The sequence below is a fragment of the Bradyrhizobium sp. UFLA01-814 genome, from assembly GCF_046718885.1.
GTDB lineage: Bacteria > Pseudomonadota > Alphaproteobacteria > Rhizobiales > Xanthobacteraceae > Bradyrhizobium > Bradyrhizobium elkanii.
The window spans coordinates 30604-54155 of record NZ_JAQOSR010000010.1 but is presented as its reverse complement, the minus strand read 5'-3'; the positions used below and the strand labels follow the sequence as shown (position 1 = coordinate 54155).

The window sequence follows — 23552 nt, the reverse complement described above, 5'->3', positions numbered from 1 at the left end:
TTCACTCCGGAGTCTGCGCTGTCATCGATTGGTCGCGAAGGGCGGCGGGTATGTTCGCGGCAACAGCGGCCAAAACAAGGCTCGTGACCGAGCCGCTTTTTCTCAGGCCGCGCTGCAAGTGCCACGCCAATTTCACATCCTCTTGACAGTCCGGGACGACAAACCGCCGGCCGAACATATCGGCCGGCGGTTGCTTTGACGTTTACGGATCCGGGTTAGCGGCGCTTAGCCGCGATCGCTGCGCCGCCACGGAAACAGATTGGCCGGGAAGTCCGCGGCGGGCTTGCGCTCGCGCGGTTCGGGGGTTACCGGCCGCGCATTCGGATCCTTGACGATGACCTCGCGATAGAGATGCCAGGTGGCGTGACCGAGGAGCGGGATCACCACGGCAAGCCCGAGGAAGAACGGGATCGTGCCCAGCACCAGCAGCACCGCAACGATCAGGCCCCAGGCCGCCATCGGCACCGGGTTCTGTGCGACGGCGCGCATCGACGTCACCATGGCTTCGCCGGCGGTTGCCTGGCGGTCGAGCATCATGGGGAAGGCGATCACGCTGATGCAAAGCGCGACGAGCGCGAACAGGAAGCCGACGCTGCAGCCGACCACGATGAGCCACCAGCCTTGCGGAGTGGTCAGCACGCGCGCGGCGAAATCGGGAATGTTGGCTGCGGTCTCATAGCCGAACACCGCCGTGTAGATCGCCTGGGCGGTCGCGATCCAGGTCACGAACAGCGCGAACAGCAGCGTTCCGACCCCAAGCATCGCGCCGAATGACGGCGAGCGGAATACCTCCATGGCATCCCATGCAGATGCTTCCCCGCCATCTTCGCGGCGGCGGCTCATCTCGTAGAGGCCGATGGCGGCAAACGGGCCGAGCAGGGCAAAGCCCGCGGCCAGCGGAAACAGCAGGGGCAGCACGGAATAGCCGTGCACGGTGCGCGCGAGCACGAGGCCGAGCACCGGATAGATCAGGCAGAGGATGATGGCGTGACTTGGCACCGCCTTGAAGTCTTCCCAGCCGAGACGCAGCGCATGATGCAAGTCGGACAGGCCGATGGTGCGGATAACAGGCGCAGACGCGGTGCCTTGTCCGCTCTGCGTCATCGATGTGACATTGCCTTGGTATGACGTGGCCATGGTCGTTGTCTCCCTCTGGGCGGTCGCATTCAGCGCCCGGCACGCGGGCACAAACGTACCGCCTCTCGAAACGATCACGATCAAGCCAGACGCGAAAGACAGAGCAGGGAACTGGCCGTGTCGCGAACTGTGCAATGAGGCTACTCCCAAACTGTGCCAAAAGCACTCACGCTTAAGTGAATGTCGCATTGGCAAGCTATGGAGGGGGCGATAGACTTGAACTGCGACCTCGGTCAGGCGCGCCATGGCCGTCTGGCCTTCACATCTCAACTCTCTTGGGAGCGAACGATGAGCATTTTCGGAAAAATCATGGGCGCGATCTTCGGCAGCAGCGGCAGCGCCGCGCCCGCCGGCGGAACGGCCACAAGTGCAGCTCCCGCCGGTGGATCCGGCAGCGCATCGTCGTCTCCTGCCGCGGTGCCCGCCGGCGCGGCGCCGGCGCAGTCGGTCGACGTCGCCCCGATTCTCGACAAGGCGGTTGCCGCGAAGGGCGAGAAGCTCGAGTGGCGGACCTCGATCGTCGACCTGATGAAGGCGCTCGACATCGACTCCAGCCTGTCGGCCCGCAAGGAGCTCGCCAAGGAGCTGGGCTACACCGGCGACACCAGCGATTCCGCCAGCATGAACATCTGGCTGCACAAGCAGGTGATGACCAAGCTCGCGGCCAATGGCGGCAAGCTGCCCCCCGACATCAAGCACTGACGGGATCATCCTCCCGCGCATAGCAAGGGCCCGCGCCAGCGCGGGCCTTTTTTATCGACCGGCGAACATCTATAGATCGCCCAACAACAACAAGGAGAACGCCCATGACTGATCTCGATCGCCGGACGATGCTTGCGACCGGCGTCCTCGCGCTGGCCGGTGCCGCCGCGCAATCCGCGCCGGCCCATGCCGAGGCCGCGCCGAAGGCGATGTTTCCGGTCCCAGCCGTGACGATCCCGATCGTCGGCGCCAGCGAGGTGTTTCAGGTTCGCCGCATCTACTGCATCGGCCGCAACTACGCAGCGCACGCGATCGAGCGCGGCTCGGACCCGACGCGCGAGCCTCCGTTCTTCTTCCAGAAGCCGACGGATGCGATCCAGAATGTCGCGATCGGCACCGTCGCCGATCATCCCTATCCGTCGCTGACCAAGAACTATCACCACGAGGTCGAGCTGGTTGCCGCGCTGAAGTCCGGCGGCACCAATATTCCGGCCGACAAGGCGCTCGATCACGTCTATGGCTACGCGCTCGGCCTCGACATGACGCGGCGCGATCTGCAGAACGGCATGGCCGCGGAGAAGAAGCCCTGGGAGATCGGCAAGAGCTTTGACCATGCCGCGGTGCTCGGGCCGATCCATCCGGCCGATAAGACCGGCCACTTCACGCAAGGCGCGATCTCGCTCGCGATCAACGGCACGGTGCGACAGAGCTCGGATCTGAAGAACATGATCTGGAGCGTCGCCGAGCAGATCGCAAAGCTGTCCGAGGCATTCGAGCTGAAGGCCGGCGACATCATCTATTCCGGTACGCCGGAGAACGTCGGCCCGGTCGTCAAGGGCGACGTGCTGCTGTGCAAGCTCGAGGGCTTGCCCGACATGTCGATCAAGATCGTCTGACGCCGGGTGAGGCGCAATAGCGTTTTCGAACGAAGTGGGTACCGGTTCGCGTAAGGAAAACGCGTCAAAAGAAGCAGCTGGAGCCCCGTTCCGATTCCATCGGAACGGAAAGGGCTCTAGCCGGCAAGGTCCGCGTATTCCGGATGCTTGTCGAGGTAATCCACCATGAAACCGCAGCCGGCGATCACCTTGCGGCCGTCGGCGCGGATCAGCTCCAGCGCACCCTTGACCAACTGCGATGCGATGCCGCGGCCGCGCAGGGCGCGCGGTGTCTCGGTATGGGTGATGATGACGGCCGCGGGCGTCCGCCGGTAGTTCGCAAAGGCGAGGCCGCCCTCGGTGTCGAGCTCGAAGCGGTTTTGGTCCCTGTTGTCGCGCACGGCGGCCATCGCAAAATCCCGGTTGATTCACAGGCCCTGATGTAAGCGTGTGAACCGGCCGGTGCAAAGCGGCGACCAACCCGCAAATTGGCATTTGTGGATTGACGATATGCGCATTTTGACCTGCCTGACCGCCGTATTGCTCGGCGCCGCCTTGACGCTTCCAGACCCGCCGAAAGCCGCCGCCGGCGACGATCCGAGCTGGCAGAGCTGCGTCGGCCCGACGACAGCGCCCGGCGACCGCGTGGCCGCCTGCACCACGGTGATCGACGGCAGGACCGAGAGCGGCAAGCGGCTGGCCGGGGCCTATTGCAAGCGCGGCCATGGGCTGACCGAGAAGCGCGAGCTCGACGCTGCGCTCGCCGACCTCAGCGAGGCCATCAAGCTCGATCCCGCCTATGCCTGCGCCTACACCAATCGCGGCCGCGTCTACGCCTTCAAGCGCGATCTCGATCATGCGATCGCCGATTACGATGAGGCGATCCGCATCGATCCGGCGTTCGCGCTGGCCTACAACAACCGCGGCGATGCCTGGCTCAACAAGGGCGATCTCGACCGTGCGCTGGCCGATCTCAGCCTCGCCATCAAATTCAATCCGCAGCTCGCCACCGCCTACGGCAATCGCGGCTTCCTCTACTACCGCAAGCGCGACGCGGCACATGCGATCGCCGACTTCACCACCGAGATCAGGCTCGAGCCCAACGTGCTCGCCTATATCAACCGCGGCAATGTCTATCGCGATACCGAACAGCTCGATCGCGCGGCCGCCGACTACGGCGAGGCGGCGAGGATCGCGCCGACCGATGCGCGCGGCTGGCGCAACCGCGGCATGATCCGTCTCTATCAGGGTGACAACAAGGGCGGGCTCGCCGATTACGACAAGGCGCTGCAATACGATCCGAACGATGTCTATTCCTGGAATAATCGCGGCCAGGCCAAGCTGCGGCTCGGCGACAAGAAGGGCGCGGCGGCCGACTTCCGCAAGGCGCTTGAGCTGCAGCCCGATCTGCAGAGCGCCAGGGGGCACTGGCGCGGCTCGGCGGGGCGCGGTGACACCCTGCCGGCCACGGTCGCCGCTGCCGCGTCGCACACCCGCGGACGGGCCTTGCGGATGGATGCAGTTCGATTACGTTTGATGTCAGACATACGCCCCTGATGCGGCCGGATGGTCGTCTGGTACGGAGTGGCGGAGCCGGCCGCCGACGTATGCCTCTTGTCGGAGGAGGTTCGTCATGTCTGACAATCGTTTCTTCAACACACACCGTCCCTGGGAGGACTGGTTCGGCATGCTGCTCGGCGTGCTGATCATGGTCTCGCCCTGGTTTCCGATGCAGGTGAGCGGCGCCGTCGATATCGAGCGCAGCCACCTCGTCCTCAACAGCTTCATGGTCGGCATGCTGGTGCTCGGCATCGCCCAGCTCGAATATGTCGCGCTGCACCGCTGGGAGGAGGTGGCCAGCATCCTGCTCGGCCTCTGGCTGATGGCATCGCCCCTGGTCTTTGGTTACGCCGAAGACCACTGGCTGCAGTTCTGGCACATCCTGCTCGGCGCGGTGGTCGCCTTTATAGGCGCGTTGCAGCTGTGGCAGGACTGGAACCTGAGCGAGCAGGAACTCGCCAAGCACCCGCAGTAGCGGCCTGGGCAGAAAACAACGGGCTGGCCGCCGCCGGCGCGCGGTATCATCGCGCTGCGTCCGGCGGGCCTTGCCGAAGGCGGCGGCTTGGCGATAAACCGGGTGGTACCGACCCCTTGCGGCGCTTGAAGACGCCCGGTTCTGACCGAGGAAATACCCGATGACCGTCCTGACCTTGCCCTGTCTGTTGTGCGTATCGGCGGGGCGGCAATGAGCGGGACGGCTGCTGCCGCGCCGCGCGGCGGGATCGCGCGGGTGTCGCGCCGGGTGATGAACCTCGCCTACATCCTGACCCAGAACGCCCGCCGCCATGGCGATCGCCCCGGCTTCATCTGGAACGAGAAGGCCTGGTCCTGGCGTCATATCGACCAGAACGTCTCGGCGTTGGCCGCGGCACTGGCCGCGCGCGGCATCGTCAAGGGCGACCGCATCCTGGTGCATTCCAAGAACTGCGACGAGATGTTCTGGTCGATGTTCGCGGCCTTCCGGCTCGGCGCGGTCTGGGTGCCGACCAATTTTCGCCTGATGCCGGACGAGGTCGCCTATCTCGCGGCGGCCTCCGGCGCCAAGGCGTTTCTCTGCCACGCCGACTTCCCCGAGCATGCCAAGGCGGCCGCCAACCCCGCGCTCGAATTCGTCTGGCGGATCGGGGAGGAGGGCACGTTCGGCGAGGCGATCGTCGGTGACGTCATCGCCAAACACGCAAGCGCTGTGGTCGAGAACGTTGCCGTCGACTACGACGATCCCTGCTGGTTCTTCTTCACCTCCGGCACAACCGGCCGTTCCAAGGCAGCTGTCTTGACCCATGGCCAGATGGCCTTCGTCATCACCAACCATCTCGCCGACTTGATGCCCGGCACGACGGAACAGGACGCCTCGCTGGTGGTGGCGCCGCTGTCGCATGGCGCCGGTGTGCATCAATTGGTGCAGACCGCGCGCGGCGTGCCGACCATCCTGCTGCCGTCGGAGAAGTTCGACATCGGCGAAGCCTTCCGGCTGATCGCCAAGCATCGCGTCAGCAACATGTTCACGGTGCCGACCATCCTGAAGATGATGGTCGAGCATCCCGCCGCCGACCAGCACGACCATTCCTCGCTGCGCTACATCATCTACGCCGGTGCGCCGATGTATCGAGAGGATCAGAAGGCGGCGCTGAGCAAGCTCGGCGGCGTGCTGGTGCAGTATTTCGGTCTCGGCGAGGTCACCGGCAACATCACCGTGCTGCCGCCCGGTCTGCACGATCCCGAGGACGGCCCGCATGCGCGGATCGGCACCTGCGGCTTCGAGCGCACCGGGATGCAGGTCTCGATCCAGGGCGACGATGGAAGCGAGCTGAAGGCGCACGAGACCGGCGAGATCTGCGTGATCGGTCCCGGCGTGTTCGCCGGCTACTACGACAATCCCGACGCCAATGCGAAGGCGTTTCGCGACGGCTGGTTCCGCACCGGCGACCTCGGCCACATGGACGATGAGGGCTTCGTCTACATCACCGGCCGCGCCTCCGACATGTACATCTCGGGCGGCTCCAACATCTATCCGCGCGAGATCGAGGAGAAGCTCTTGACGCATCCCGCGGTCGGCGAGGTCGCGGTGCTCGGCGTGCCCGATCCGTTCTGGGGCGAGGTCGGCGTCGCCGTCTGCGTCGCGCGCGAGGGCACCGAGGCGGTCGCGGAGGCGGAGCTTGCCGCCTATCTCGCGCCAAAAGTGCCGCGCTACAAGATGCCGAAGCGCTTCTTCTTCTGGAAGGCGTTGCCGAAGTCCGGCTACGGCAAGGTGCCGAAGCGACTGATCCGCGACGAGCTCGAGGCGCGCGGGCTGCTCGAGGTGATCGCCAAATCGACGGGCGCGTGAGGCGATGCGCAGCATCGCCCAGCCCGGCGCTCCGCATCCAGAGCGCATCCAATGGGTCAGCGCGCGCGGCCGCGCCTTTTCATTCGTGCTCGAGGCCGACATTCCGTTGCTCGAAGCCGTGCGCCGCGGCTTTGCGGCGCAGGGGTTTTCCGGCGGCGTGCTCAGTGCGAAAAGCGGGGCGCTCGGGCCGTTCGCCTATGTGATGCCGGCGCTGTCGAAGGACGGCGTCAACGCCGCATTCTACAGCGACACGTTCCGTCCCGACGGCGTGACGCGACTCAAGCTGGCGGCGCTGACCTTCGGCGAACGCGACGGCGCGCCGTTCTTTCATTGCCACGGCTTGTGGACCGAGGCCGACGGCCGCTTCAACGGCGGCCACATGCTGCCGGATGAAACCATTGTCGCCGTGCCGTTCGAGGTCAACGCGTTCGGGATCGACGGCGCGACGTTCAAGGCCGAAGCGGACAGCGAGACCAATTTCAAGCTGTTCGGTCCTGTCGCCAGCGCGCCGCGCGGGGCCAGGACCACGAGCCATGCCTACGCGCTGCGGCTGCGGCCGAACCAGGATTTTGCCTGCGCGCTGGAAGGCTTCTGCCACCAGCACGGCATCCTGCGCGCGCGGCTGCATGGCGGCGTCGGCTCGACCATCGGCGCCGTCTTCACCGACGGCCACAGCGTCGTGCCGTTCGCGACCGAACTCGCGGTGACCGCAGGCGAGATCGCACCGGACGCCGATGGCCGGCTGCATGCCGAACTCGACATCGCGCTGGTCGACTATCTCGGCGGCATCGCCGAGGGACGCCTGGTGCGCGGCGACAACCCGGTGCTGATGACGATGGAGCTGGCGCTGGAGGTGCTGGCGGAGGCGGAGCAGCCGTAGGGGCATGGCATACCCCATCCCCGCGTCGTCCCGGCGAAGGCCGGGACCCATACTCCGCAGCAGTTGTTGTGAGAGGGACTCGTCGCTCCAGCGTCGAGCAACAATAGTCATTCGTGGTTATGGGTCCCGGCCTTCGCCGGGACGACAGGGAGTGTGTAATGCCACATCCGCATTCTCGCGACATGTTTGCCCGAGCTTTGCATTTCGCTCCGCCCTCGCTTGAGCGGAGGGCGCAGGGAAAGCGGTGCTTGCGCCGTCAGGCAACTCAGATGTATGGGCCGCTCACCGCCGCTTGCGGACATCGATGTTGATGTCGAGGTCGATCTCGCTGACGCAGGTCTGCTCGGTGCGGTGCGATCCGCCCTCGTGCCAACGGCCCTTGCGCAGGCTGATGTCGCTGACATTGGCGAGCCGCAGGCAGCGCCACTGCGGCAGCTTGCCCGAGCTCTCGCCGGCGAACTGCCAGGCCAGCACGACCTCTTTACCGCTCTTGTTGTGGCCGATGATGTGCGGGCAGAGCTCGCGCGGCCGTCCGTCATAGATGCAGACGACCTGCTGCTCGGTGAGGATCGCCTTGCGGAAGAGGTCATAGCTGCGGCTGGGCATCGCGGCGCGGGTCTCGGTTGAAGGCTGGTGGCGGCAGCGGGCGCTTGCGCATCAGTTAGCATGATGCATCGACAACGCTTCTGGCCTGGGTTTGTTGTTCTTGTTACGTTCTTGACGGGTCCATATCGATCTGGGATTGTACCTTCCGAGGCGCGAGCCCCAAAGGTTGGACCGATGGCCAGACGAAACCGCCCGATCAACATGCCCGCGCCGTACCTGCGGCGGGTCTGGCTCGAGCCTGCGCGGATCCCGGACCGCGAGGCTTACCCGTTCGTGCTGCCGCTGCTGCGCGACGATTTCGAGCTGAGCTTCGACAAGGCAATCACCATCATTGTCGGCGAGAACGGCACCGGCAAGTCGACGCTGCTCGAGGGGATCGCCGTGATGGCCGGCTATGATGACGCCGGCGGCGGCAAGGGCTACATGCCGGTCGATCACAGCAATGCGGTCGAGGAAATGGGCGGCTCGCTTGCGACCGCGCTCCGCGCGAGCTGGCTGCCGAAAATCACCAATGGCTGGTTCTTCCGCGCCGAGAGCTTCTTCTCGGTCGCCAGATATCTCGACTCCGTCGCCAGCCCCTATGCTGATTTCCTGTCGCATTCGCATGGCGAGGGCTTTTTGCGCTTCTTCGAGGAGCGCTGCCAGCGGCAAGGCATCTTCATCTTCGACGAGCCGGAATCCGCGCTGTCGCCGTCGCGCCAGATTGAATTCCTCAAGCTGCTGCACCGGATGAACGGCACCGGCCACTGCCAGGTGATCATGGCCACGCATTCACCGGTGCTGATGGCCTATCCGAATGCGACGCTGCTGCGGCTGACGAAATACGGGCTGGAGCCGGTGAACCTGAGGGACACCGATCATTACAAGGTCATGCGCGAGTTCTGCGACGATCCCAAAGGGTTCGTCGAGGCGGCGATCGAGGAGTGAGACCGCCGCCCGGCGGGCTTGCCTCCCGGGGAAGCCGCCGGCCGCGACTTCGCTCTGGTGCAAGAAGCCGGTCCCCGATCTAGTCTAGAACCCGGACCATAAACTGCGGCATGCGCCAGGCGGCGGATGGCCGACACACATCGGGAGAGAACAAGGATGAGGCGAACGATCGCGCGAGCTTGCGTCGTGGTGGCGGCATTGGCTGTGTTGGGGGCCGCGTGGGCTCACGGGCCGACCCGCCAGAAGGTGCGGGAATCGATCGAGATCGACGCGCCGCAGGCGAAGGTGTGGGCGGTGATCGGCAATTTCCAGGACATGAGCTGGCTCGCCGGCGTCACCAAGACCGAGGGCGAGAAGGGCAACGAGATCGGCGCCACGCGGCGGCTGACGTTGGGGCCCGGCGCCACCGTCGACGAGGAACTCTACAAATACGAACCGGAGATGATGAGCTATTCGTACCGGATCACGGCGGTCGACGTGAAGGTGCTGCCGGTCACCAATTATTCCTCGACGCTGACGGTGTCGCCGGCGCCGGACGGCAAGTCGAAGCTGGAATGGGCCGGCGCGTTCTACCGCGGTTTTCCCAACAATGATCCGCCGCCGGAGCTGACCGACGAGGCCGCGGTGAAGGCGGTGAGCGGGCTCTACAAGGCCGGGCTCGAAGCGCTGAAGAAGAAGATCGAGAGCGGGACCTGAGCGTGCGCGCGATTGCGCTCCTCGCGCTGCTTGCCAGCCTCGGCGCCGCGCGCGCCGAGGAGGCGTTCGTCACCAACCAGCTCAGCGACGACCTCACGGTGGTCGATCTCGCGACCTCGAAGCCGGTCGCGACCATCGCGATCGGCGGCAAGCCTGCCGGCGTTGCCGTCAGCAATGACGGCCGCTTCGCCTATGTGACCAGCCCGGATGCCAAGGCGGTCACGGTGGTCGACGCGTCGACGCGAAAGGTCGTCGGCCGGGTCGATGTCGGCGGCGGGCCGCTCGGCATTGCGGTCGCGCCCGACGGCGCCACGGTCTATGTCGCCGACTGGTATGCCGCCGCGGTGCGGGTGATCGACAGCAGAGAGCGCCGTGTCGCCGCGAGTATTGCGGTCGGTGCATCGCCGTCCGGGCTGGCGGTGACGCCGGATGGACTGCTGCTGCTGTCGGCGGATCGCGACGATGACAGCGTCTCCATCATCGACACCGCCTCGCGCGAGCGGAGGGGGATCGTGAAGGTCGGGACGCGGCCGTTCGGCGTCACGATCGATGCCGATGGCAAGCGCGCCTACACCGCCAATGTCGGCACCAACGACGTCTCGGTGATCGACATCGCGACCGCCCGCGAGATCGGCCGCGTGCCGGTCGGCCTGCGCCCCTATGCGGTGGCGCTGGCGCAGGGCCGCGGTTTCGTCACCGACCAGTATGACGGCAAGGTCAGCGTGTTCGACCTCGCGACGTTGCAGCCCGTGAAGCGGATCACGGTCGGCGATTACCCCGAAGGCATCGAGGCGACCGCCGACGGCAAGCGCATCCTGGTCGCGAACTGGGAGAGCAACACGCTGAGCGTGATCGATGCCGCCGAGATGAAGGTGATTGGCGAGGTCAAGGTCGGCGACGGCCCGCGCGCTTTCGGGGCGTTTCTGAGAAGGACGGAGTAGGGGCAGTGCGTAGGTGGGTTAGCCTCACTGTGTCAGATACTCTCTTGGTCGTCATTGCGAAAGCTCGCGACAAAATTGCATAGCAATTTTCGAGCAGAAGCGATGAAGCAAAGGTGCACGTCCCAAAATATCGAAAACAACCCCATGCAAAGTAGCAGGTTGCTGCCGGCACCCGGAAAAGCGACTTGACGCGTCGGGCAAATCAGTGATATGTTTCTATTATTCAGAAATAGAATAGATGCCCGCCGACGCGCGATAGGATTTGTCGGGTGCTCCCTTTCGTCGTCATTGCATGGAGCTTGTCACCGGCGTTCGTGCAACTCGTTGACTTGGGATGACGCAGTAGGGCCAACCCGCCCTACGGCCTGTCGCCGAGTTGCGACCCATTGGCTCACCAGCGCGGCAGGCATATATTATCGAGTAAATGCGAGGAAACACAGGGAGGATGCCATGCATCATACCTTGGTGCCCAGTGACCGGGTCGAGCACGTCTGCGTCTTCGGGCGCGACGGGACGAAACTTGGGTCGATCGAGCGGTTGATGCTCGACAAGGTGAGCGGAACGGTGGCCTATGCCATCATCAAGACCGGCGGCGTGCTGAGCACCCACCACCACTATCCCGTCAGATGGACCGCGCTGCGATTTGATCCTGTGCGCCAGGCCTTCGAGGTCGAGGTGACGCTGGATGACCTGCGGTCAGGACCATCAGAGTTCGACGGCGACGAGTTCGACTGGGGCGACCGCTCGCAGTCGTATACGCACCCGAATTACTGGGCGGTGTAGTGCGAAGGTGAGAGAGCGGTTTTTGTAGCCCGCATGAGCGAAGCGACATGCGGGAGCTATCAACTTTGTTCTGTCAACCCCCGTATGTCGCTTCGTTCATCCGGGCCACTTGCTGATCCTCCCGAGCCGAATGCACCAGCCAAGGTTCAAAAACCTTAGGTACTTTACGTCTTATTTCTGATGTGAACGTCAATATCGAGGTCGATGTTGCTCACGCAGAGCTGTCCGGAGTGAGGCTGAACGGCTTTAGGTGAGTGGTGTTCCTCAGTGCGGGCGCCAGTTAGATTTGCCAGCCTTAGACAGCGCCATTGCGGATTCGCCTCATTGCCTTCGTACGGAAGTTCCCACGCAAGAATAACCTCCTCGCCAACTTTATTCTTGCCGATTATGTGAGGTACAAAGCGACGTTCGCGTCCTTGGAAGGTACAAACAACTGTTCTTTCAAACAGAATAGCGTTCCGAAACAAGACGTACATAGCGCTAGGCATAGTGGATGTGCGAGAGCGAACTGCTCGCACACGGGCCAAGCTCCCTCCGCCGTCGAAGAGATGCCCATTGCGAACGTTCATAATGAAATTTGACCGGCGAGTGGGTACTAATGTTCCTGAGTGCAAATATCCAAAGCGCTGAGAATTAAATGGTTCGCGCAGAACTGGTGGTGTTCGCTGTTCGGGACTCTTCGCGATCTCGGTTTCAGATACTAGCGACAGAAGCTCGTCCTTTGAGGGGAGGCGCCAACCTTGGATACCATCGATGTTCAGTTCACCTACGTACCTGATGGCCTCATCATAAGTAAGCTCTGATGGGCTGACCAAGCTTGACCATACTAGATCAAATCTTGGGTCAACAATTATGCCCTGCGAGATATTTGGGGCATCGATCTTCTGACGTCGCATATCATCGGTGCTGGTTAAAACGTCTAGGATCGATTCTGCTAATCGTCTGAGTTGCTCCGGACGTATCGGCGTGCCGGGAAGTTGGGACGAAACGTCCAGCCATTGCCGCTTTTTGACCTTGCTGAGGAAGGCTTCTTGTTCGGCGTTGAACCTCCCGCGATCAAATGGATACAAGAGTAGCGGAAAGACGAGGCCTTGATCTTCGGAAAGTAAGCCGACTTTTCTCGCCTGGCCTTCGCGCGCTTCAAATATTTGCCATTCGGTCAGACACCAGTTCGACCGTATGTACGAAGGCGATAGGACCGCTATCATTACGCCGCTGGCATCTAGAGCGGCTTTGATCTTTTCTTCCCAAATCTGAGCAGTGATCATCGCTTCGCGGTCGAGGAATACGGTGACACGTTCTCCAGCGAGCTTCGAGCACAGAGAAGAAAGTTCCTGCACAAACTTCTCGATCCAGCCGTCATCATTGTCGGCGTGCGCATAGCTGCAGAAAATCTCAAACGTCTTCATGCCGAAATGCGTGCCGCTGTACTCGCTTACTCCGCCGCCTCGCTCGCTGAGCTCTTCCGCGGCTTGCTGTTCGCCTTCTTCAGCACCGGCGCCAGGAATTTGCCGGTGTAGCTGCGCGGCGCCTTGACGATGTCCTCCGGGGGGCCCCAGGCGACGATCTCGCCGCCGCCGTCGCCGCCTTCGGGGCCGATGTCGATCACCCAGTCGGCGGTCTTGATGACTTCGAGATTGTGCTCGATCACCACCACCGTATTGCCCTGGGCGACCAGCTCGTGCAGCACCTCTAAGAGCTTTGCGACGTCGTGGAAGTGCAGGCCGGTGGTCGGCTCGTCCAAGATGTAGAGCGTGCGGCCGGTGGCGCGCTTTGACAGCTCCTTGGCGAGCTTGACGCGCTGGGCTTCGCCGCCCGAAAGCGTCGTCGCCTGCTGGCCGACATGGATGTAGTCGAGGCCGACGCGGTGCAGGGTCTGGAAGGTTTCGCGCACGCGCGGCACCGCCTTGAAGAATTCGGCGGCTTCCTCGACGGTCATGTCGAGCACGTCGGCGATGCTCTTGCCCTTGAACAGCACCTCCAGCGTCTCGCGGTTGTAGCGCTTGCCCTTGCAGGTGTCGCAGGTGACGTAGACGTCGGGCAGGAAGTGCATCTCGATCTTGATGACGCCGTCGCCCTGGCAGGCCTCGCAGCGGCCGCCCTTGACGTTGAAGGAGAAGCGCCCGGGCTCGTAGCCGCGCGCTTTCGCTTCGGGCAGACCGGCGAACCATTCGCGGATCGGCGTGAAGGCGCCGGTATAGGTCGCGGGGTTGGAGCGCGGCGTGCGGCCGATCGGCGACTGGTCGATGTCGATGATCTTGTCGATGTGCTCGAGGCCCTCGATGCGGTCGTGCGGCGCCGCGCCTTCGCTGGCATTGTTCAGCTTGCGGGCGATGGCGCGGTACAGCGTGTCGATCAGCAGCGTCGACTTGCCGCCGCCGGACACGCCGGTGACGCAGGTGAACAGGCCGAGCGGGATCTCGGCCGAGACGTTCTTGAGGTTGTTGCCGCGGGCGTTGACGACCTTGATGGTGCGCCGGTGGTTCGGCGGCCGCCGGTCGGGGATCGCAACCGACAGCTCGCCGGTGAGATACTTGCCGGTCAGCGATTTCGGGTTGCGCATGATCTGGTCGGGCGTGCCCTCGGCGACGATGTGGCCGCCATGCATGCCGGCGCCGGGCCCGATATCGAGCACGTAATCGGCGAGGCGGATGGCGTCCTCGTCATGCTCGACCACGACCACGGTGTTGCCGAGGTCGCGCAGCCGCTTCAGGGTGTCGAGCAGGCGGGCATTGTCGCGCTGGTGCAGGCCGATCGACGGCTCGTCCAGCACGTAGAGCACGCCGGTGAGGCCCGAGCCGATCTGCGAGGCGAGGCGGATGCGCTGGCTCTCGCCGCCGGACAGCGTGCCGGACGAGCGCGACAGCGTCAGGTAGTTCAGGCCGACGTCGAGCAGGAAGGTCAGGCGCTCGCGGATCTCTTTCAGGATCCGCGTCGCGATCTCGTTCTGCTGTGCGTTCAGCGCCTCCGGCACCGTCTCGAACCATTCGCCGGCGCGCTTGACCGAGAGCTCGGAGATCTCGCCGATGTGCTTGCCGCCGATCTTGACGCACAGCGCTTCCGGCTTCAGCCGGTGGCCGTTGCAGCCGGCGCAGGGCACGTCGGAGAAATACTTGCCGAGCTCCTCGCGCGCCCACTCGCTCTCGGTCTCGCGGTAGCGGCGGTTGATGTTGGTGATGACGCCCTCGAACGGCTTCTTGGTGTCGTAGGAGCGGACGCCGTCCTCATAGGAGAACTTGATCTCGTCGTCACCGGAGCCGTGCAGCAGCGCGTTCTGGACCTTCTTGGTGAGGTCCTTCCACTTGGTGTCGAGCGTGAACTTGTAGTGCTTGCCGAGCGCGGTCAGGGTCTGGATGTAATAGGGCGAGGACGATTTCGCCCAGGGCGCGATCGCGCCCTTGCGCAAGGTCAGGTCCTTGTCGGGGATGACCAGATCCTCGTCGATATGCTGCTCGACGCCGAGGCCGCCGCAGGCCGGGCAGGCGCCATAGGGGTTGTTGAACGAGAACAGGCGCGGCTCGATCTCGGGGATCGTGAAGCCGGAGACCGGACAGGCGAATTTCTCCGAGAACAGGATGCGCTCGGGCCCGCTCTTGTCGTGGATCTTCGCGGTCTTCTTCTTGTCCTCTTTCTTGTCGTCCTGCGCGGCCGCCGCCGGCGCATCGGCGTATTCGATCACGGCGAGGCCCTCGGCGAGCTTCAGCGCGGTCTCAAAGCTTTCCGCGAGGCGCTGGGCGAGGTCGGGACGCACCACGATGCGGTCGACCACGACGTCGATGTCGTGCGGGAATTTCTTGTCGAGCGCGGGCGCCTCGGACAGTTCGTAGAAGGTGCCGTCGATCTTGACGCGCTGAAAGCCCTTCTTGAGATACTCGGCGAGCTCCTTCTTGTACTCGCCCTTGCGGCCGCGCACGACCGGCGCCAGCAGATAGAGGCGGGTGCCTTCCGGCAGCGCGAGCACGCGGTCGACCATCTGCGAGACGATCTGGCTCTCGATCGGCAGGCCGGTGGCCGGCGAATAGGGCACGCCGACGCGCGCCCAGAGCAGGCGCATGTAGTCGTAGATCTCGGTGACGGTGCCGACGGTGGAGCGCGGGTTCTTCGACGTGGTCTTCTGCTCGATCGAGATCGCCGGCGACAGGCCGTCGATCTGGTCGACATCCGGCTTCTGCATCATCTCGAGGAACTGGCGCGCATAGGCCGACAGCGATTCGACGTAGCGGCGCTGGCCCTCGGCATAGATGGTGTCGAACGCGAGCGACGACTTGCCGGAGCCGGACAGGCCGGTGAACACCACGAGCTTGTCGCGGGGAATCTCGACGTCGATGTTCTTCAGATTGTGTTCGCGCGCGCCACGGATCGTGATGGCACGCGATGAGGAGCCGGCGTTCTGTTGGCGCTTCGCCTTGAGCACTTCATCCATAGCGACAGTTCCGGGCGCATGCTTGGGCGCCTTTTGGGCGCGCATCGCCGGTGATGCCGGGACCTTGCGCCGATGGGGTGTGAAGACTGGAACGTAGGAAGAACGGTCGACAATTTCCAGTGCTGAGTCGCGTCCATCAACGGATAGTTTGCCTGATGGCAGCAGCCGTCAGCAGCGCCGGTTCCGCTAGAGCCTTTTCCCGTTCCGATGGCATCGAAACGGGGGCTCTGAATTTCTGCTTTGACGCGTTTTCTTGACGCGAACCGGAATCCACTTCGCTCGAAAACGCTCTTACGCAAAAAGGCCGGCGCGAGGCCGGCCTTTCGGTGCGATCGGACCGCGAATGGCGGTCAGCAATTCGCTCTGGCTCAGTACTTGGCGACGATCGGGCCGCCGAAGTGATAGTTGACGCCGAACTGGGCGCTGTGCAGCTCGAGCGTACCGGACGGCACGCCGAAATAGTTCTCGCTGTCGAGGCTGCGATACAGGTATTCGCCCTTGATCGACCACTGCGGGGCGATGAACGCCTCGACGCCGGCGCCGACGGTCCAGCCGGAGTGGAAGTTGCTCTGCGAGGCGGTCACGCCGAGTGCGGTGACGCTGACCTCGTTGTTGGCCCAGGCGTAGCCGCCGGTGCCGTAGAACAGCACCTTGTCGACGGCGAAGCCGAGGCGGCCGCGCACGGTGCCGAGCGAGTCGATCTTGCTGCGGGCCGTGACGCCAAGGGCGGAGACCGACGCGTCGATGTCAGCGCCTGCAGCGTCGACCTCGAGGCCGTACACGATGTTGCCGGCCTGCCAGTTGTAGCCGATGGTGCCGCCGCCGAAGCCGCCTTCCATGCTCGGGGTGCCGGAGTTCTCGCTGGCGTAGCCGCCGAAGCCACCGACGTAGAAGCCGGTCCAGTTGTAGATCGCGGCCGGCGGCGGAGCCTTAACGTAGGGGGCGCGTGCCGCCATGTCGGCGGCCATCGCCGGTGCAAAAGCGCTCAGTGCAAACAAGCCGGCCGATGCCAGCAAAACATTCCTGATTTTCAAAGTCCGAGTCCCGTTTTTCTTGCCCATTTTCTTGTTGTCCCTTCAAAGATTTTGAAGAGAGCGTCACAGCAGTGTCGCGTGACGTGCCGGTGCTTCTACAGAGAAATGCCGGAAGTTGTGTATCCGCGAAACCACAATGCACCGAAAACGGCCGCGGTGAGGCGCACGCGCACACGCAATGAAGCCGGCGCACAAACAAAAAGGGCCGGCGCGAGGCCGGCCTTTCGTCTGGATCAATCGGCTTCGCGCGTTCAGTAGCGCGCAACGACCGGGCCACCCCACTTGTAGTTCACGCGGACGGTAACGAGGTCGACGTCCTGACGATCACGGATGGTGCTGTTCAGCGTGCCGTTGGGGGCGATCAGGTTGTAGGTCTTGTCCTGCATGAATAGGTGGTCGTATTCGATGCCTGCGGTCCAGTTCGGCGCGAAGCCAACTTCGATGCCGGCGCCGACGGTGCCGCCCCAACGGGTGTCGCTTGCGCTGCCGACCAGCACGCCGGTCGGGGTGAAGTAGGTGTTGAAGCGGTTGTCGGTCAGCGCCGCGCCGCCCTTGGCGTAGAGCAGCACGTTGTTGACGGCGTAACCGATCTGGCCGGTGAACAGCCCGAACGCGTCGATCTTGGACTGGTTGGTGAACAGGCCCGGGAAGATCGCGCTGTTGTTGCTGCCCTTCAGGTCAGCCCAGTCGCCCTGCGCTTCAAGGCCGAACACCCAGGCGCCGGCCTGCCAGCGATAACCGATCTGGCCACCGGCGACGCCGCCCGTTGCATCATGGCAACCGTCCGAGGCGAGGAAGATGCCGGCCGGGAGCTGGTCCCAGCAATTGTGGCTCGAGCCCCAGCCGCCGTTGGCGCCGATGTAGAAACCGGTCCAGTCATAGATCGGGGCAACCACGGGCGGCGGCGCCTTGGTGTAGGGGCGCGCAGCGAGATCGGCGGCCGCTGCAGGTGCAGCAAACGCAATCAGAGCAACCGTACCGAGCAAAAACTTCTTCATTATCAGTCCCCCAACTCCCCGATCGGCTTCCAAACGGTCCCGAAGCACGATCCCAGACGCGAGCGCCCGCGCCATGGTTGGTAGCTATACGCTGATTCAACCGGAAACGCCGTCTCCCAAATGCAACACTCGCGGAAGAAGTAACGATAAGGCAAGCTACTGATTTGTTTGTTGTTTTTCTAGATCCCGCTGCTAGGCGTCCGCCTGTGCCGAGATCGACTGCCGCTCCGTCCGCACTGGCCACTTCTACGGCTGGTTGTGGCGAACAAAACTGGAACAATTCCGGATGCGATGCTATATCTCGAATATCGTGGATAACCGGCGCGACGGCAAAGGCGGCGAGCCGGCACCGGCGTATAGGGTCATCCACGACGCCTGCGACGTAAGTGGCGAAGGTTGAGAGTGGCGACCGATGTCCGGACGCCCGGTTTTTGAGTGGAGATGATGCGATGGCAGGAAGCGTGAACAAGGTGATCCTGGTGGGAAACCTCGGCAAGGATCCGGAAATCCGGCGGACGCAGGACGGCCGTCCGATCGCAAACCTTTCCATCGCCACCTCGGAAACCTGGCGCGACAAGGGCACCGGCGAGCGCAAGGAAAAGACCGAGTGGCACCGCGTCGTGATCTTCAACGAGGGCCTCTGCAAGGTCGCCGAGCAGTATCTGAAGAAGGGCGCCAAGGTGTACATCGAGGGTCAGCTGCAGACCCGCAAATGGACCGACCAGAGCGGCGTCGAGAAGTACTCGACCGAAGTCGTGCTGCAGGGCTTCAACTCCAACCTCACCATGCTCGACGGGCGCGGCGGCGGAGGCAGCAGCTTCTCCGATGATGGCGGTAGCGATTTCGGCTCGTCCGGACCGGTCAGCTCGGCGCCGCGCCGCGCCGTCGCCGCGGGCGGCGGCAGCCGCAACAGCGACATGGACGACGACATCCCGTTCTGAGGGGACGTCGCGCCTTTATCCATTCCGTCAGGCGCCGTTCCGTGAAGATCATTTCCCGGAACGGTCGTTGCGATCCGGGGCGGCAATCTCCTCGTGTGGATTATGAGGATAACCCCGTAACCATCTGCTAGAACGGCGGTGGTACACGTGCGGTGATGCGGGTTCCCTGAACTTTGACACAGGCTGATGTAAATGATATTTACATTGACCTGCGGCATTTGATGTCTGGCCGCGAGCTTCACTCGAGGGCCGCCATCATGAGCCTCGCGCCATTGCTCGACGCCGCGCCTGCGATCCCGCTTCATGCCTTTGCCGCGATGGCCGCCTTCGTGCTCGGCTCCATCCAGCTCGCCGCCCCCAAGGGCACGCTGCCGCACCGGACCCTGGGTTGGATCTGGGTGATCCTGATGCTGGTGGTCGCCGGAAGCTCGTTCTGGATCCATCAGATCCAGCTGGTCGGTCCCTGGAGCCCGATCCACCTGCTGTCGATCTTCTCGCTCGCCATGCTGGTGCTCGGCGTGACGGCGGCGCGGAGCCACGATGTCCGCCGCCACAGGTTCACGATGATCGGCATCTTCTTCGGCGCACTGCTCATCGCAGGACTGTTCACCTTCATGCCCGGGCGGATCATGCATGCGGTGGTTTTCGGTCATTGACGGGAGAGGCGAGTAGCGAATGGCGAGTGGCGAACAGGGATTTTTCCATTCGCTATTCGCCATTCGCTACGCGCTTCCCGACCAAGCAGCCGGAACCTCGGCGCTCCACCCGTAAGTGCATGAAAAAACGAAGGGAAAAACGGCTTGCCGGAGCCGCGCAAGGGTGGTTATCAGGCCTTCGATGGTCTATATGATTCCCCAGTAGAACTGACCGGATTTCCCCTTTGTCCGATAACGACGACCACAAGCCCGGCGAGCCGCCGGGACCCTCAGATATTCGTCCCGTTTCCATTCTCGACGAGATGAAGAAGTCCTACCTCGATTACGCGATGAGCGTGATCGTGTCGCGTGCGCTGCCCGATGCGCGCGACGGGCTCAAGCCGGTGCACCGGCGCATCCTCTATTCGATGCATGAGCAGGGACATACGCCGGACAAGAAATACGTGAAATCCGCCCGCGTCGTCGGCGACGTGATCGGTAAATATCACCCGCATGGCGACCAGTCGATTTACGACGCGATGGTCCGCATGGCGCAGGATTTCTCGCTGCGCGTGCCGCTGATCGACGGTCAGGGCAATTTCGGTTCGGTCGACGGCGATCCGCCGGCGGCCTATCGATATACCGAAGCGCGGCTGACCAAGGCGGCGCTGGCCGTGCTGGCCGACATCGACATGGAGACCGTCGATTTCCAGCCGAACTACGACAACTCCGAGAAAGAGCCGTCGGTTCTGCCGGCCCGGTTCCCGAACCTTCTGGTCAATGGCGCCGGCGGCATCGCCGTCGGCATGGCGACCAACATTCCGCCGCACAATCTCGGCGAGGTCGTCGACGCCTGCGTGGCGCTGATCGATAATCCGGCGCTCACGATCGACGAGCTGATCGACATCATTCCCGGACCGGACTTCCCGACCGGCGGCGTGATCCTCGGCCGTCAGGGCATCCGCAGCGCCTACCACCTCGGCCGCGGCTCGATCGTGATGCGCGGCAAGGTGACGATCGACACCATCCGCAAGGACCGTGAAGCGATCATCATCACCGAGATTCCCTATCAGGTGAACAAAGCGACGATGGTCGAGCGCATCGCCGATCTCGTGAAAGAGAAGAAGATCGAAGGCATCGGCGACCTGCGCGACGAGTCCGACCGTGACGGCTATCGCGTCGTCATCGAGCTGAAGCGCGAAGCGGTGCCCGACGTGGTGCTCAATCAGCTCTACCGGTTCACGCCGCTGCAGACCAATTTCCCGGCCAACATGCTGGCGCTGGATTCCGGCCGTCCGCAGACCATGAATCTGAAGGACCTGCTCACCATCTTCGTCGCGTTCCGCGAGCAGGTGGTGACCCGGCGGACCAAGTTCCTGCTCGGCAAGGCGCGCGATCGCGCCCACATCCTGGTCGGCCTCGCGATCGCGGTCGCCAACATCGATGAGATCATCCGTGTCATCCGAACCTCGCCCGATCCGAACACCGCGCGCGAGGCCCTAATGTCGCGCGACTGGCCGGCGCGCGACGTCGAGGCGATGATCACGCTGATCGACGATCCCCGGCATCGCATCAACGAGGATGGCACGCTGCGGCTGTCGATGGAGCAGGCCAGGGCCATCCTCGATCTCCGGTTGCAGCGCCTGACCGCGCTGGGGCGCGACGAGATTTCCGAAGAGCTCGACAAGCTGGCGGCCGAGATCGCCGACTATCTCGACATCCTGCGCTCGCGTGCCCGCGTGCAGGGCATCGTCAAGACCGAGCTGGCGGAGGTGAAGCAGCAGTTCGCGACGGCGCGCAAGACCGTGATCATCGAGCAGGAAGGCGAGGTCGAGGACGAGGACCTGATCCAGCGCGAGGACATGGTCGTCACCGTGTCGCATGCGGGCTACGTCAAGCGCGTGCCGCTGTCGACCTACCGGGCGCAGCGCCGCGGCGGCAAGGGCCGCGCCGGCATGCAGACCCGCGACGAGGATTTCGTCTCGCGCCTGTTCGTGGCCTCCACGCACACGCCGGTGCTGTTCTTCTCGTCGCGCGGCCAGGTCTACAAGGAGAAGGTCTGGCGGCTGCCGATGGCGGCGCCGAACGCGCGCGGCAAGGCGCTGATCAATATCCTGCCGCTGGAGCAGGGAGAGCGTATCACCACGATCATGCCGCTGCCGGAGGATGAATCCTCCTGGGCCAATCTCGACGTGATGTTCGCAACGACCGGCGGCACCGTTCGCCGCAACAAGCTGTCCGACTTCGTCGACGTGCGCCGTTCCGGCATCATTGCCATGAAGCTTGGGGAAGGCGAGGCGATCGTCGACGTCCAGATCTGCACCGAGCATGACGACGTGCTGCTGACCGCCGCAGGCGGCCAGTGCATCCGTTTCCCCGTCACCGATGTGCGCGTCTTCACCGGCCGCACCTCGATGGGCGTGCGCGGCATCGCGCTGGCCGAGGCCGACAAGCTGATCTCGCTGGCGATCCTGCGCCATGTCGAGACCACCTCGGACGAGCGCTCGGCCTACCTGAAGATGCGCCGCGCCGTAGCCGGCGAGGCCGCGGCCGAGGAGCCGGTCGAGGCCGAGGGCGAGGAGACCGCGAATGCGATCCAGCTGTCGCAGGAGCGCTATGCCGAACTGTCGGCGGCCGAACAGGTGGTGCTGACCGTCTCGGTCAACGGCTATGGCAAGCGGACCTCGTCCTACGAGTACCGCACCACCGGCCGCGGCGGCAAAGGCATCGTCGCGATGAGCGTCAACAACCGCAACGGCAACCTGGTGGCGTCGTTCCCGGTCGAGGACGCCGACCAGATCATGCTGGTCACCGACAAGGGCCAGCTGATCCGCTGCCCGGTCGCCGACATCCGCGTCGCCGGCCGCTCGACCCAGGGCGTGATCGTGTTCGACACCGCCGAGGACGAGCACGTGGTCTCGGTCGAGCACATTCCGGAAGAGGAAAACGGCGAGAACGGCAACGGCGGCTAGCGCCGCCGGGCCGTTGAATTTCCTGTAGCCCGGATGAAGCGAAGCGAAATCCGGGGCTGTTGACGCGGCGTCCGTCGTCCCGGATTGCGCTTCGCTCCGTCCGGGCTACGCCAGGGTATTCGCGGCGCGTTCCAGCTCCGTGGTGATCTTCGGAAGCGCATCCGCGTTGCCGATCTGCGCGAACCAGCACCAGAGCTCCAGCGTGCAGGCGAGCCGGTAGAGCGCGATCGTGGCCTCCCAGTCCGGCCGCTCGCTTGTGCCGTGGCCCGCGAGCAATCCGTCGCGCTTCGGCGCGTCCTTCGGCGTGAAGTAATAGAGCGCCTTGGCGACGTCCATCAGCGGATCGCCGGCGGTGGCATTCTCGAAATCGACGATGCCGGTGAGACGCGGCTGCCCCGCCGGTGTCACCAGCACGTTGCCCGCGTGGAAGTCATAGTGGCAGAGGCGGGGCGTGTCGGCTGCGTCGAGCAGGACGCTGCGCGCCAGGATGCCGGCCCGCAGCCGCGCGGCCAGCGCTTCGTCCCCGCCGCGCGTGCAAAACTCGGTCAGCTTCCGCTCGAACTGCGCGGACATGTAGGCGCGGTTGGTCGGGTGCGACGTCCAGACGCCGTGCGGGCCGATATAGCCGAAGCTGTCGAGCGTGATGCCGTTGATATGGCGGAGCGCCGCGCCCATGGCGGCGTAGATCGAAAACAGCTCCTGATCCGTCAGCGCCGCCTCTCGGTTGCCGAGCACGACGCCGTCGAGCTTGCTCATCAGCACAAAATTGAAGTCGATCAGCGCGCGGCTGTCGTCGGCTATGAGGATGCGCGGAATGGCAATGCCGGCGTCGCGCAGAAGTCCAAGGACATGGACCTCCTTCGCCATCTTCCATTGCAGCTGGGCGGGGTAGACCTTGAGGATGCAGCTTGGCGCGTCCGCCCGCGTGATCTCGAGGATCGTGCTGATCTCGCCGCCGCGCAGCTCGGTGATAGCCGCCACGCGCGAGCTCGGCGCAACCCGATCGACGATCGCCTGCGCCTGGTCGATCGAAATCGCCAGGCGCGGCTTCAGCTGAAGAGGCGGATCGTCGGACATTTGCAAATGCCGTAGCCCGGATGGAGCGAAGCGAAATCC

21 protein-coding genes and 1 pseudogene are annotated in these 23552 nt (G+C 64.0%); 14 read left to right on the top strand and 8 right to left on the bottom strand.

Going from position 1 to position 23552, the window contains the following annotated elements:
- Positions 1-225: 225 nt before the first annotated feature.
- Positions 226-1137: a DUF2189 domain-containing protein gene (locus PMN64_RS05220; RefSeq protein ID WP_304495306.1), complete on the bottom strand. Its 912-nt coding sequence runs from the start codon at positions 1135-1137 to the stop codon at positions 226-228.
- A 288-nt stretch (positions 1138-1425) separates the two neighbouring features.
- Between PMN64_RS05220 and PMN64_RS05215 the strand changes: the two genes are divergently transcribed.
- Together PMN64_RS05215 and PMN64_RS05210 are read left to right on the top strand one after the other, a co-directional pair.
- A complete protein-coding gene (locus tag PMN64_RS05215) occupies positions 1426-1839 on the top strand; it encodes a DUF3597 domain-containing protein (RefSeq protein ID WP_411779938.1) in 414 nt (137 codons plus the stop codon).
- A 104-nt stretch (positions 1840-1943) separates the two neighbouring features.
- The gene (locus PMN64_RS05210) at positions 1944-2735 is read left to right on the top strand and encodes a fumarylacetoacetate hydrolase family protein (protein WP_411779937.1); all 792 of its coding nucleotides are present in this window, start codon (positions 1944-1946) and stop codon (positions 2733-2735) included.
- 116 nt (positions 2736-2851) lie between these two features.
- Here the strand turns inward: PMN64_RS05210 and PMN64_RS05205 are convergent, their stop codons facing one another.
- The gene (locus tag PMN64_RS05205) at positions 2852-3124 is read right to left on the bottom strand and encodes a GNAT family N-acetyltransferase (RefSeq protein WP_411779936.1); all 273 of its coding nucleotides are present in this window, start codon (positions 3122-3124) and stop codon (positions 2852-2854) included.
- A gap of 100 nt (positions 3125-3224) precedes the next feature.
- On the opposite strand from PMN64_RS05205, the gene PMN64_RS05200 reads away from it, so the two are divergent.
- From PMN64_RS05200 to PMN64_RS05185, 4 genes are all read left to right on the top strand, one after another.
- Positions 3225-4271, top strand: a complete 1047-nt coding sequence (locus PMN64_RS05200; RefSeq protein ID WP_411779935.1) for a tetratricopeptide repeat protein — start codon at positions 3225-3227, stop codon at positions 4269-4271.
- 76 nt (positions 4272-4347) lie between these two features.
- Positions 4348-4749, top strand: a complete 402-nt coding sequence (locus PMN64_RS05195; RefSeq protein ID WP_304495310.1) for an SPW repeat protein — start codon at positions 4348-4350, stop codon at positions 4747-4749.
- A 210-nt stretch (positions 4750-4959) separates the two neighbouring features.
- A complete protein-coding gene (locus PMN64_RS05190; RefSeq protein ID WP_051447864.1) occupies positions 4960-6600 on the top strand; it encodes an acyl-CoA synthetase in 1641 nt (546 codons plus the stop codon).
- Positions 6601-6604: 4 nt separating this feature from the next.
- Positions 6605-7480: a DUF296 domain-containing protein gene (locus tag PMN64_RS05185; RefSeq protein ID WP_411779934.1), complete on the top strand. Its 876-nt coding sequence runs from the start codon at positions 6605-6607 to the stop codon at positions 7478-7480.
- A gap of 282 nt (positions 7481-7762) precedes the next feature.
- Here PMN64_RS05185 and PMN64_RS05180 read toward each other — a convergent pair whose 3' ends face one another.
- Positions 7763-8086 (bottom strand): hypothetical protein, encoded by a 324-nt coding sequence (locus PMN64_RS05180; RefSeq protein WP_028340759.1) that lies wholly within the window; start codon positions 8084-8086, stop codon positions 7763-7765.
- Positions 8087-8368: 282 nt separating this feature from the next.
- On the opposite strand from PMN64_RS05180, the pseudogene PMN64_RS05175 reads away from it, so the two are divergent.
- From PMN64_RS05175 to PMN64_RS05155, 5 genes and pseudogenes are all read left to right on the top strand, one after another.
- Positions 8369-8473 (top strand): annotated as a pseudogene (locus PMN64_RS05175) (AAA family ATPase); the annotation flags it as partial.
- Complete coding sequence (locus PMN64_RS05170) at positions 8471-9013, top strand: AAA family ATPase (RefSeq protein ID WP_411779962.1); 543 nt, start codon at positions 8471-8473, stop codon at positions 9011-9013. The pseudogene PMN64_RS05175 and the gene PMN64_RS05170, both read left to right, overlap by 3 nt.
- 156 nt (positions 9014-9169) lie before the next feature.
- Entirely contained in the window at positions 9170-9709 is a 540-nt protein-coding gene (locus PMN64_RS05165) for an SRPBCC family protein (RefSeq protein ID WP_411779933.1), read from the top strand.
- A 2-nt stretch (positions 9710-9711) separates the two neighbouring features.
- Positions 9712-10650 carry a cytochrome D1 domain-containing protein gene (locus PMN64_RS05160; protein ID WP_411779932.1) on the top strand — a complete coding sequence of 313 codons (939 nt, stop codon included), beginning with the start codon at positions 9712-9714 and terminating at the stop codon, positions 10648-10650.
- 450 nt (positions 10651-11100) lie between these two features.
- Complete coding sequence (locus PMN64_RS05155; protein ID WP_411779931.1) at positions 11101-11433, top strand: PRC-barrel domain-containing protein; 333 nt, start codon at positions 11101-11103, stop codon at positions 11431-11433.
- Between the two features lie 164 nt (positions 11434-11597).
- Here the strand turns inward: PMN64_RS05155 and PMN64_RS05150 are convergent, their stop codons facing one another.
- The 4 genes from PMN64_RS05150 to PMN64_RS05135 form a co-directional block, all read right to left on the bottom strand.
- Positions 11598-12842 (bottom strand): TIR domain-containing protein, encoded by a 1245-nt coding sequence (locus tag PMN64_RS05150; RefSeq protein ID WP_411779930.1) that lies wholly within the window; start codon positions 12840-12842, stop codon positions 11598-11600.
- A 26-nt stretch (positions 12843-12868) separates the two neighbouring features.
- Positions 12869-15856, bottom strand: coding sequence for an excinuclease ABC subunit UvrA (gene uvrA, locus PMN64_RS05145; RefSeq protein WP_411779929.1), 2988 nt, complete (start codon positions 15854-15856; stop codon positions 12869-12871).
- Between the two features lie 368 nt (positions 15857-16224).
- Positions 16225-16884 (bottom strand): outer membrane protein, encoded by a 660-nt coding sequence (locus PMN64_RS05140; RefSeq protein ID WP_304500299.1) that lies wholly within the window; start codon positions 16882-16884, stop codon positions 16225-16227.
- A 257-nt stretch (positions 16885-17141) separates the two neighbouring features.
- Positions 17142-17888, bottom strand: coding sequence for an outer membrane protein (locus tag PMN64_RS05135; protein WP_076828596.1), 747 nt, complete (start codon positions 17886-17888; stop codon positions 17142-17144).
- Positions 17889-18337: 449 nt separating this feature from the next.
- On the opposite strand from PMN64_RS05135, the gene PMN64_RS05130 reads away from it, so the two are divergent.
- The 3 genes from PMN64_RS05130 to gyrA all read left to right on the top strand — a co-directional run bounded on the left by PMN64_RS05130 (position 18338) and on the right by gyrA (position 22436).
- Positions 18338-18829 carry a single-stranded DNA-binding protein gene (locus tag PMN64_RS05130; protein ID WP_028340751.1) on the top strand — a complete coding sequence of 164 codons (492 nt, stop codon included), beginning with the start codon at positions 18338-18340 and terminating at the stop codon, positions 18827-18829.
- A 257-nt stretch (positions 18830-19086) separates the two neighbouring features.
- Complete coding sequence (locus tag PMN64_RS05125) at positions 19087-19485, top strand: DUF2306 domain-containing protein (RefSeq protein WP_028340750.1); 399 nt, start codon at positions 19087-19089, stop codon at positions 19483-19485.
- Between the two features lie 224 nt (positions 19486-19709).
- The gene (gene gyrA / locus PMN64_RS05120; RefSeq protein WP_411779928.1) at positions 19710-22436 is read left to right on the top strand and encodes a DNA gyrase subunit A; all 2727 of its coding nucleotides are present in this window, start codon (positions 19710-19712) and stop codon (positions 22434-22436) included.
- A 105-nt stretch (positions 22437-22541) separates the two neighbouring features.
- On the opposite strand, the gene PMN64_RS05115 is transcribed toward gyrA, so the two are convergent.
- Entirely contained in the window at positions 22542-23513 is a 972-nt protein-coding gene (locus PMN64_RS05115) for a phosphotransferase family protein (protein WP_411779927.1), read from the bottom strand.
- Positions 23514-23552: the final 39 nt, after the last annotated feature.

Coding starts and splice junctions, on each gene's coding strand:
- PMN64_RS05180 (WP_028340759.1), bottom strand. CDS start 8,086: ATGCCCAGCCGCAGCTATGACCTCTTCCGCAAGGCGATCCTCACCGAG.
- PMN64_RS05190 (WP_051447864.1), top strand. CDS start 4,960: ATGAGCGGGACGGCTGCTGCCGCGCCGCGCGGCGGGATCGCGCGGGTG.
- PMN64_RS05165 (WP_411779933.1), top strand. CDS start 9,170: ATGAGGCGAACGATCGCGCGAGCTTGCGTCGTGGTGGCGGCATTGGCT.
- PMN64_RS05195 (WP_304495310.1), top strand. CDS start 4,348: ATGTCTGACAATCGTTTCTTCAACACACACCGTCCCTGGGAGGACTGG.
- PMN64_RS05220 (WP_304495306.1), bottom strand. CDS start 1,137: ATGGCCACGTCATACCAAGGCAATGTCACATCGATGACGCAGAGCGGA.
- PMN64_RS05125 (WP_028340750.1), top strand. CDS start 19,087: ATGAGCCTCGCGCCATTGCTCGACGCCGCGCCTGCGATCCCGCTTCAT.
- PMN64_RS05205 (WP_411779936.1), bottom strand. CDS start 3,124: ATGGCCGCCGTGCGCGACAACAGGGACCAAAACCGCTTCGAGCTCGAC.
- uvrA (WP_411779929.1), bottom strand. CDS start 15,856: ATGGATGAAGTGCTCAAGGCGAAGCGCCAACAGAACGCCGGCTCCTCA.
- PMN64_RS05170 (WP_411779962.1), top strand. CDS start 8,471: ATGGCCGGCTATGATGACGCCGGCGGCGGCAAGGGCTACATGCCGGTC.
- PMN64_RS05155 (WP_411779931.1), top strand. CDS start 11,101: ATGCATCATACCTTGGTGCCCAGTGACCGGGTCGAGCACGTCTGCGTC.
- PMN64_RS05200 (WP_411779935.1), top strand. CDS start 3,225: ATGCGCATTTTGACCTGCCTGACCGCCGTATTGCTCGGCGCCGCCTTG.
- PMN64_RS05150 (WP_411779930.1), bottom strand. CDS start 12,842: ATGAAGACGTTTGAGATTTTCTGCAGCTATGCGCACGCCGACAATGAT.
- PMN64_RS05185 (WP_411779934.1), top strand. CDS start 6,605: ATGCGCAGCATCGCCCAGCCCGGCGCTCCGCATCCAGAGCGCATCCAA.
- PMN64_RS05130 (WP_028340751.1), top strand. CDS start 18,338: ATGGCAGGAAGCGTGAACAAGGTGATCCTGGTGGGAAACCTCGGCAAG.
- PMN64_RS05215 (WP_411779938.1), top strand. CDS start 1,426: ATGAGCATTTTCGGAAAAATCATGGGCGCGATCTTCGGCAGCAGCGGC.
- PMN64_RS05135 (WP_076828596.1), bottom strand. CDS start 17,888: ATGAAGAAGTTTTTGCTCGGTACGGTTGCTCTGATTGCGTTTGCTGCA.
- PMN64_RS05210 (WP_411779937.1), top strand. CDS start 1,944: ATGACTGATCTCGATCGCCGGACGATGCTTGCGACCGGCGTCCTCGCG.
- PMN64_RS05115 (WP_411779927.1), bottom strand. CDS start 23,513: ATGTCCGACGATCCGCCTCTTCAGCTGAAGCCGCGCCTGGCGATTTCG.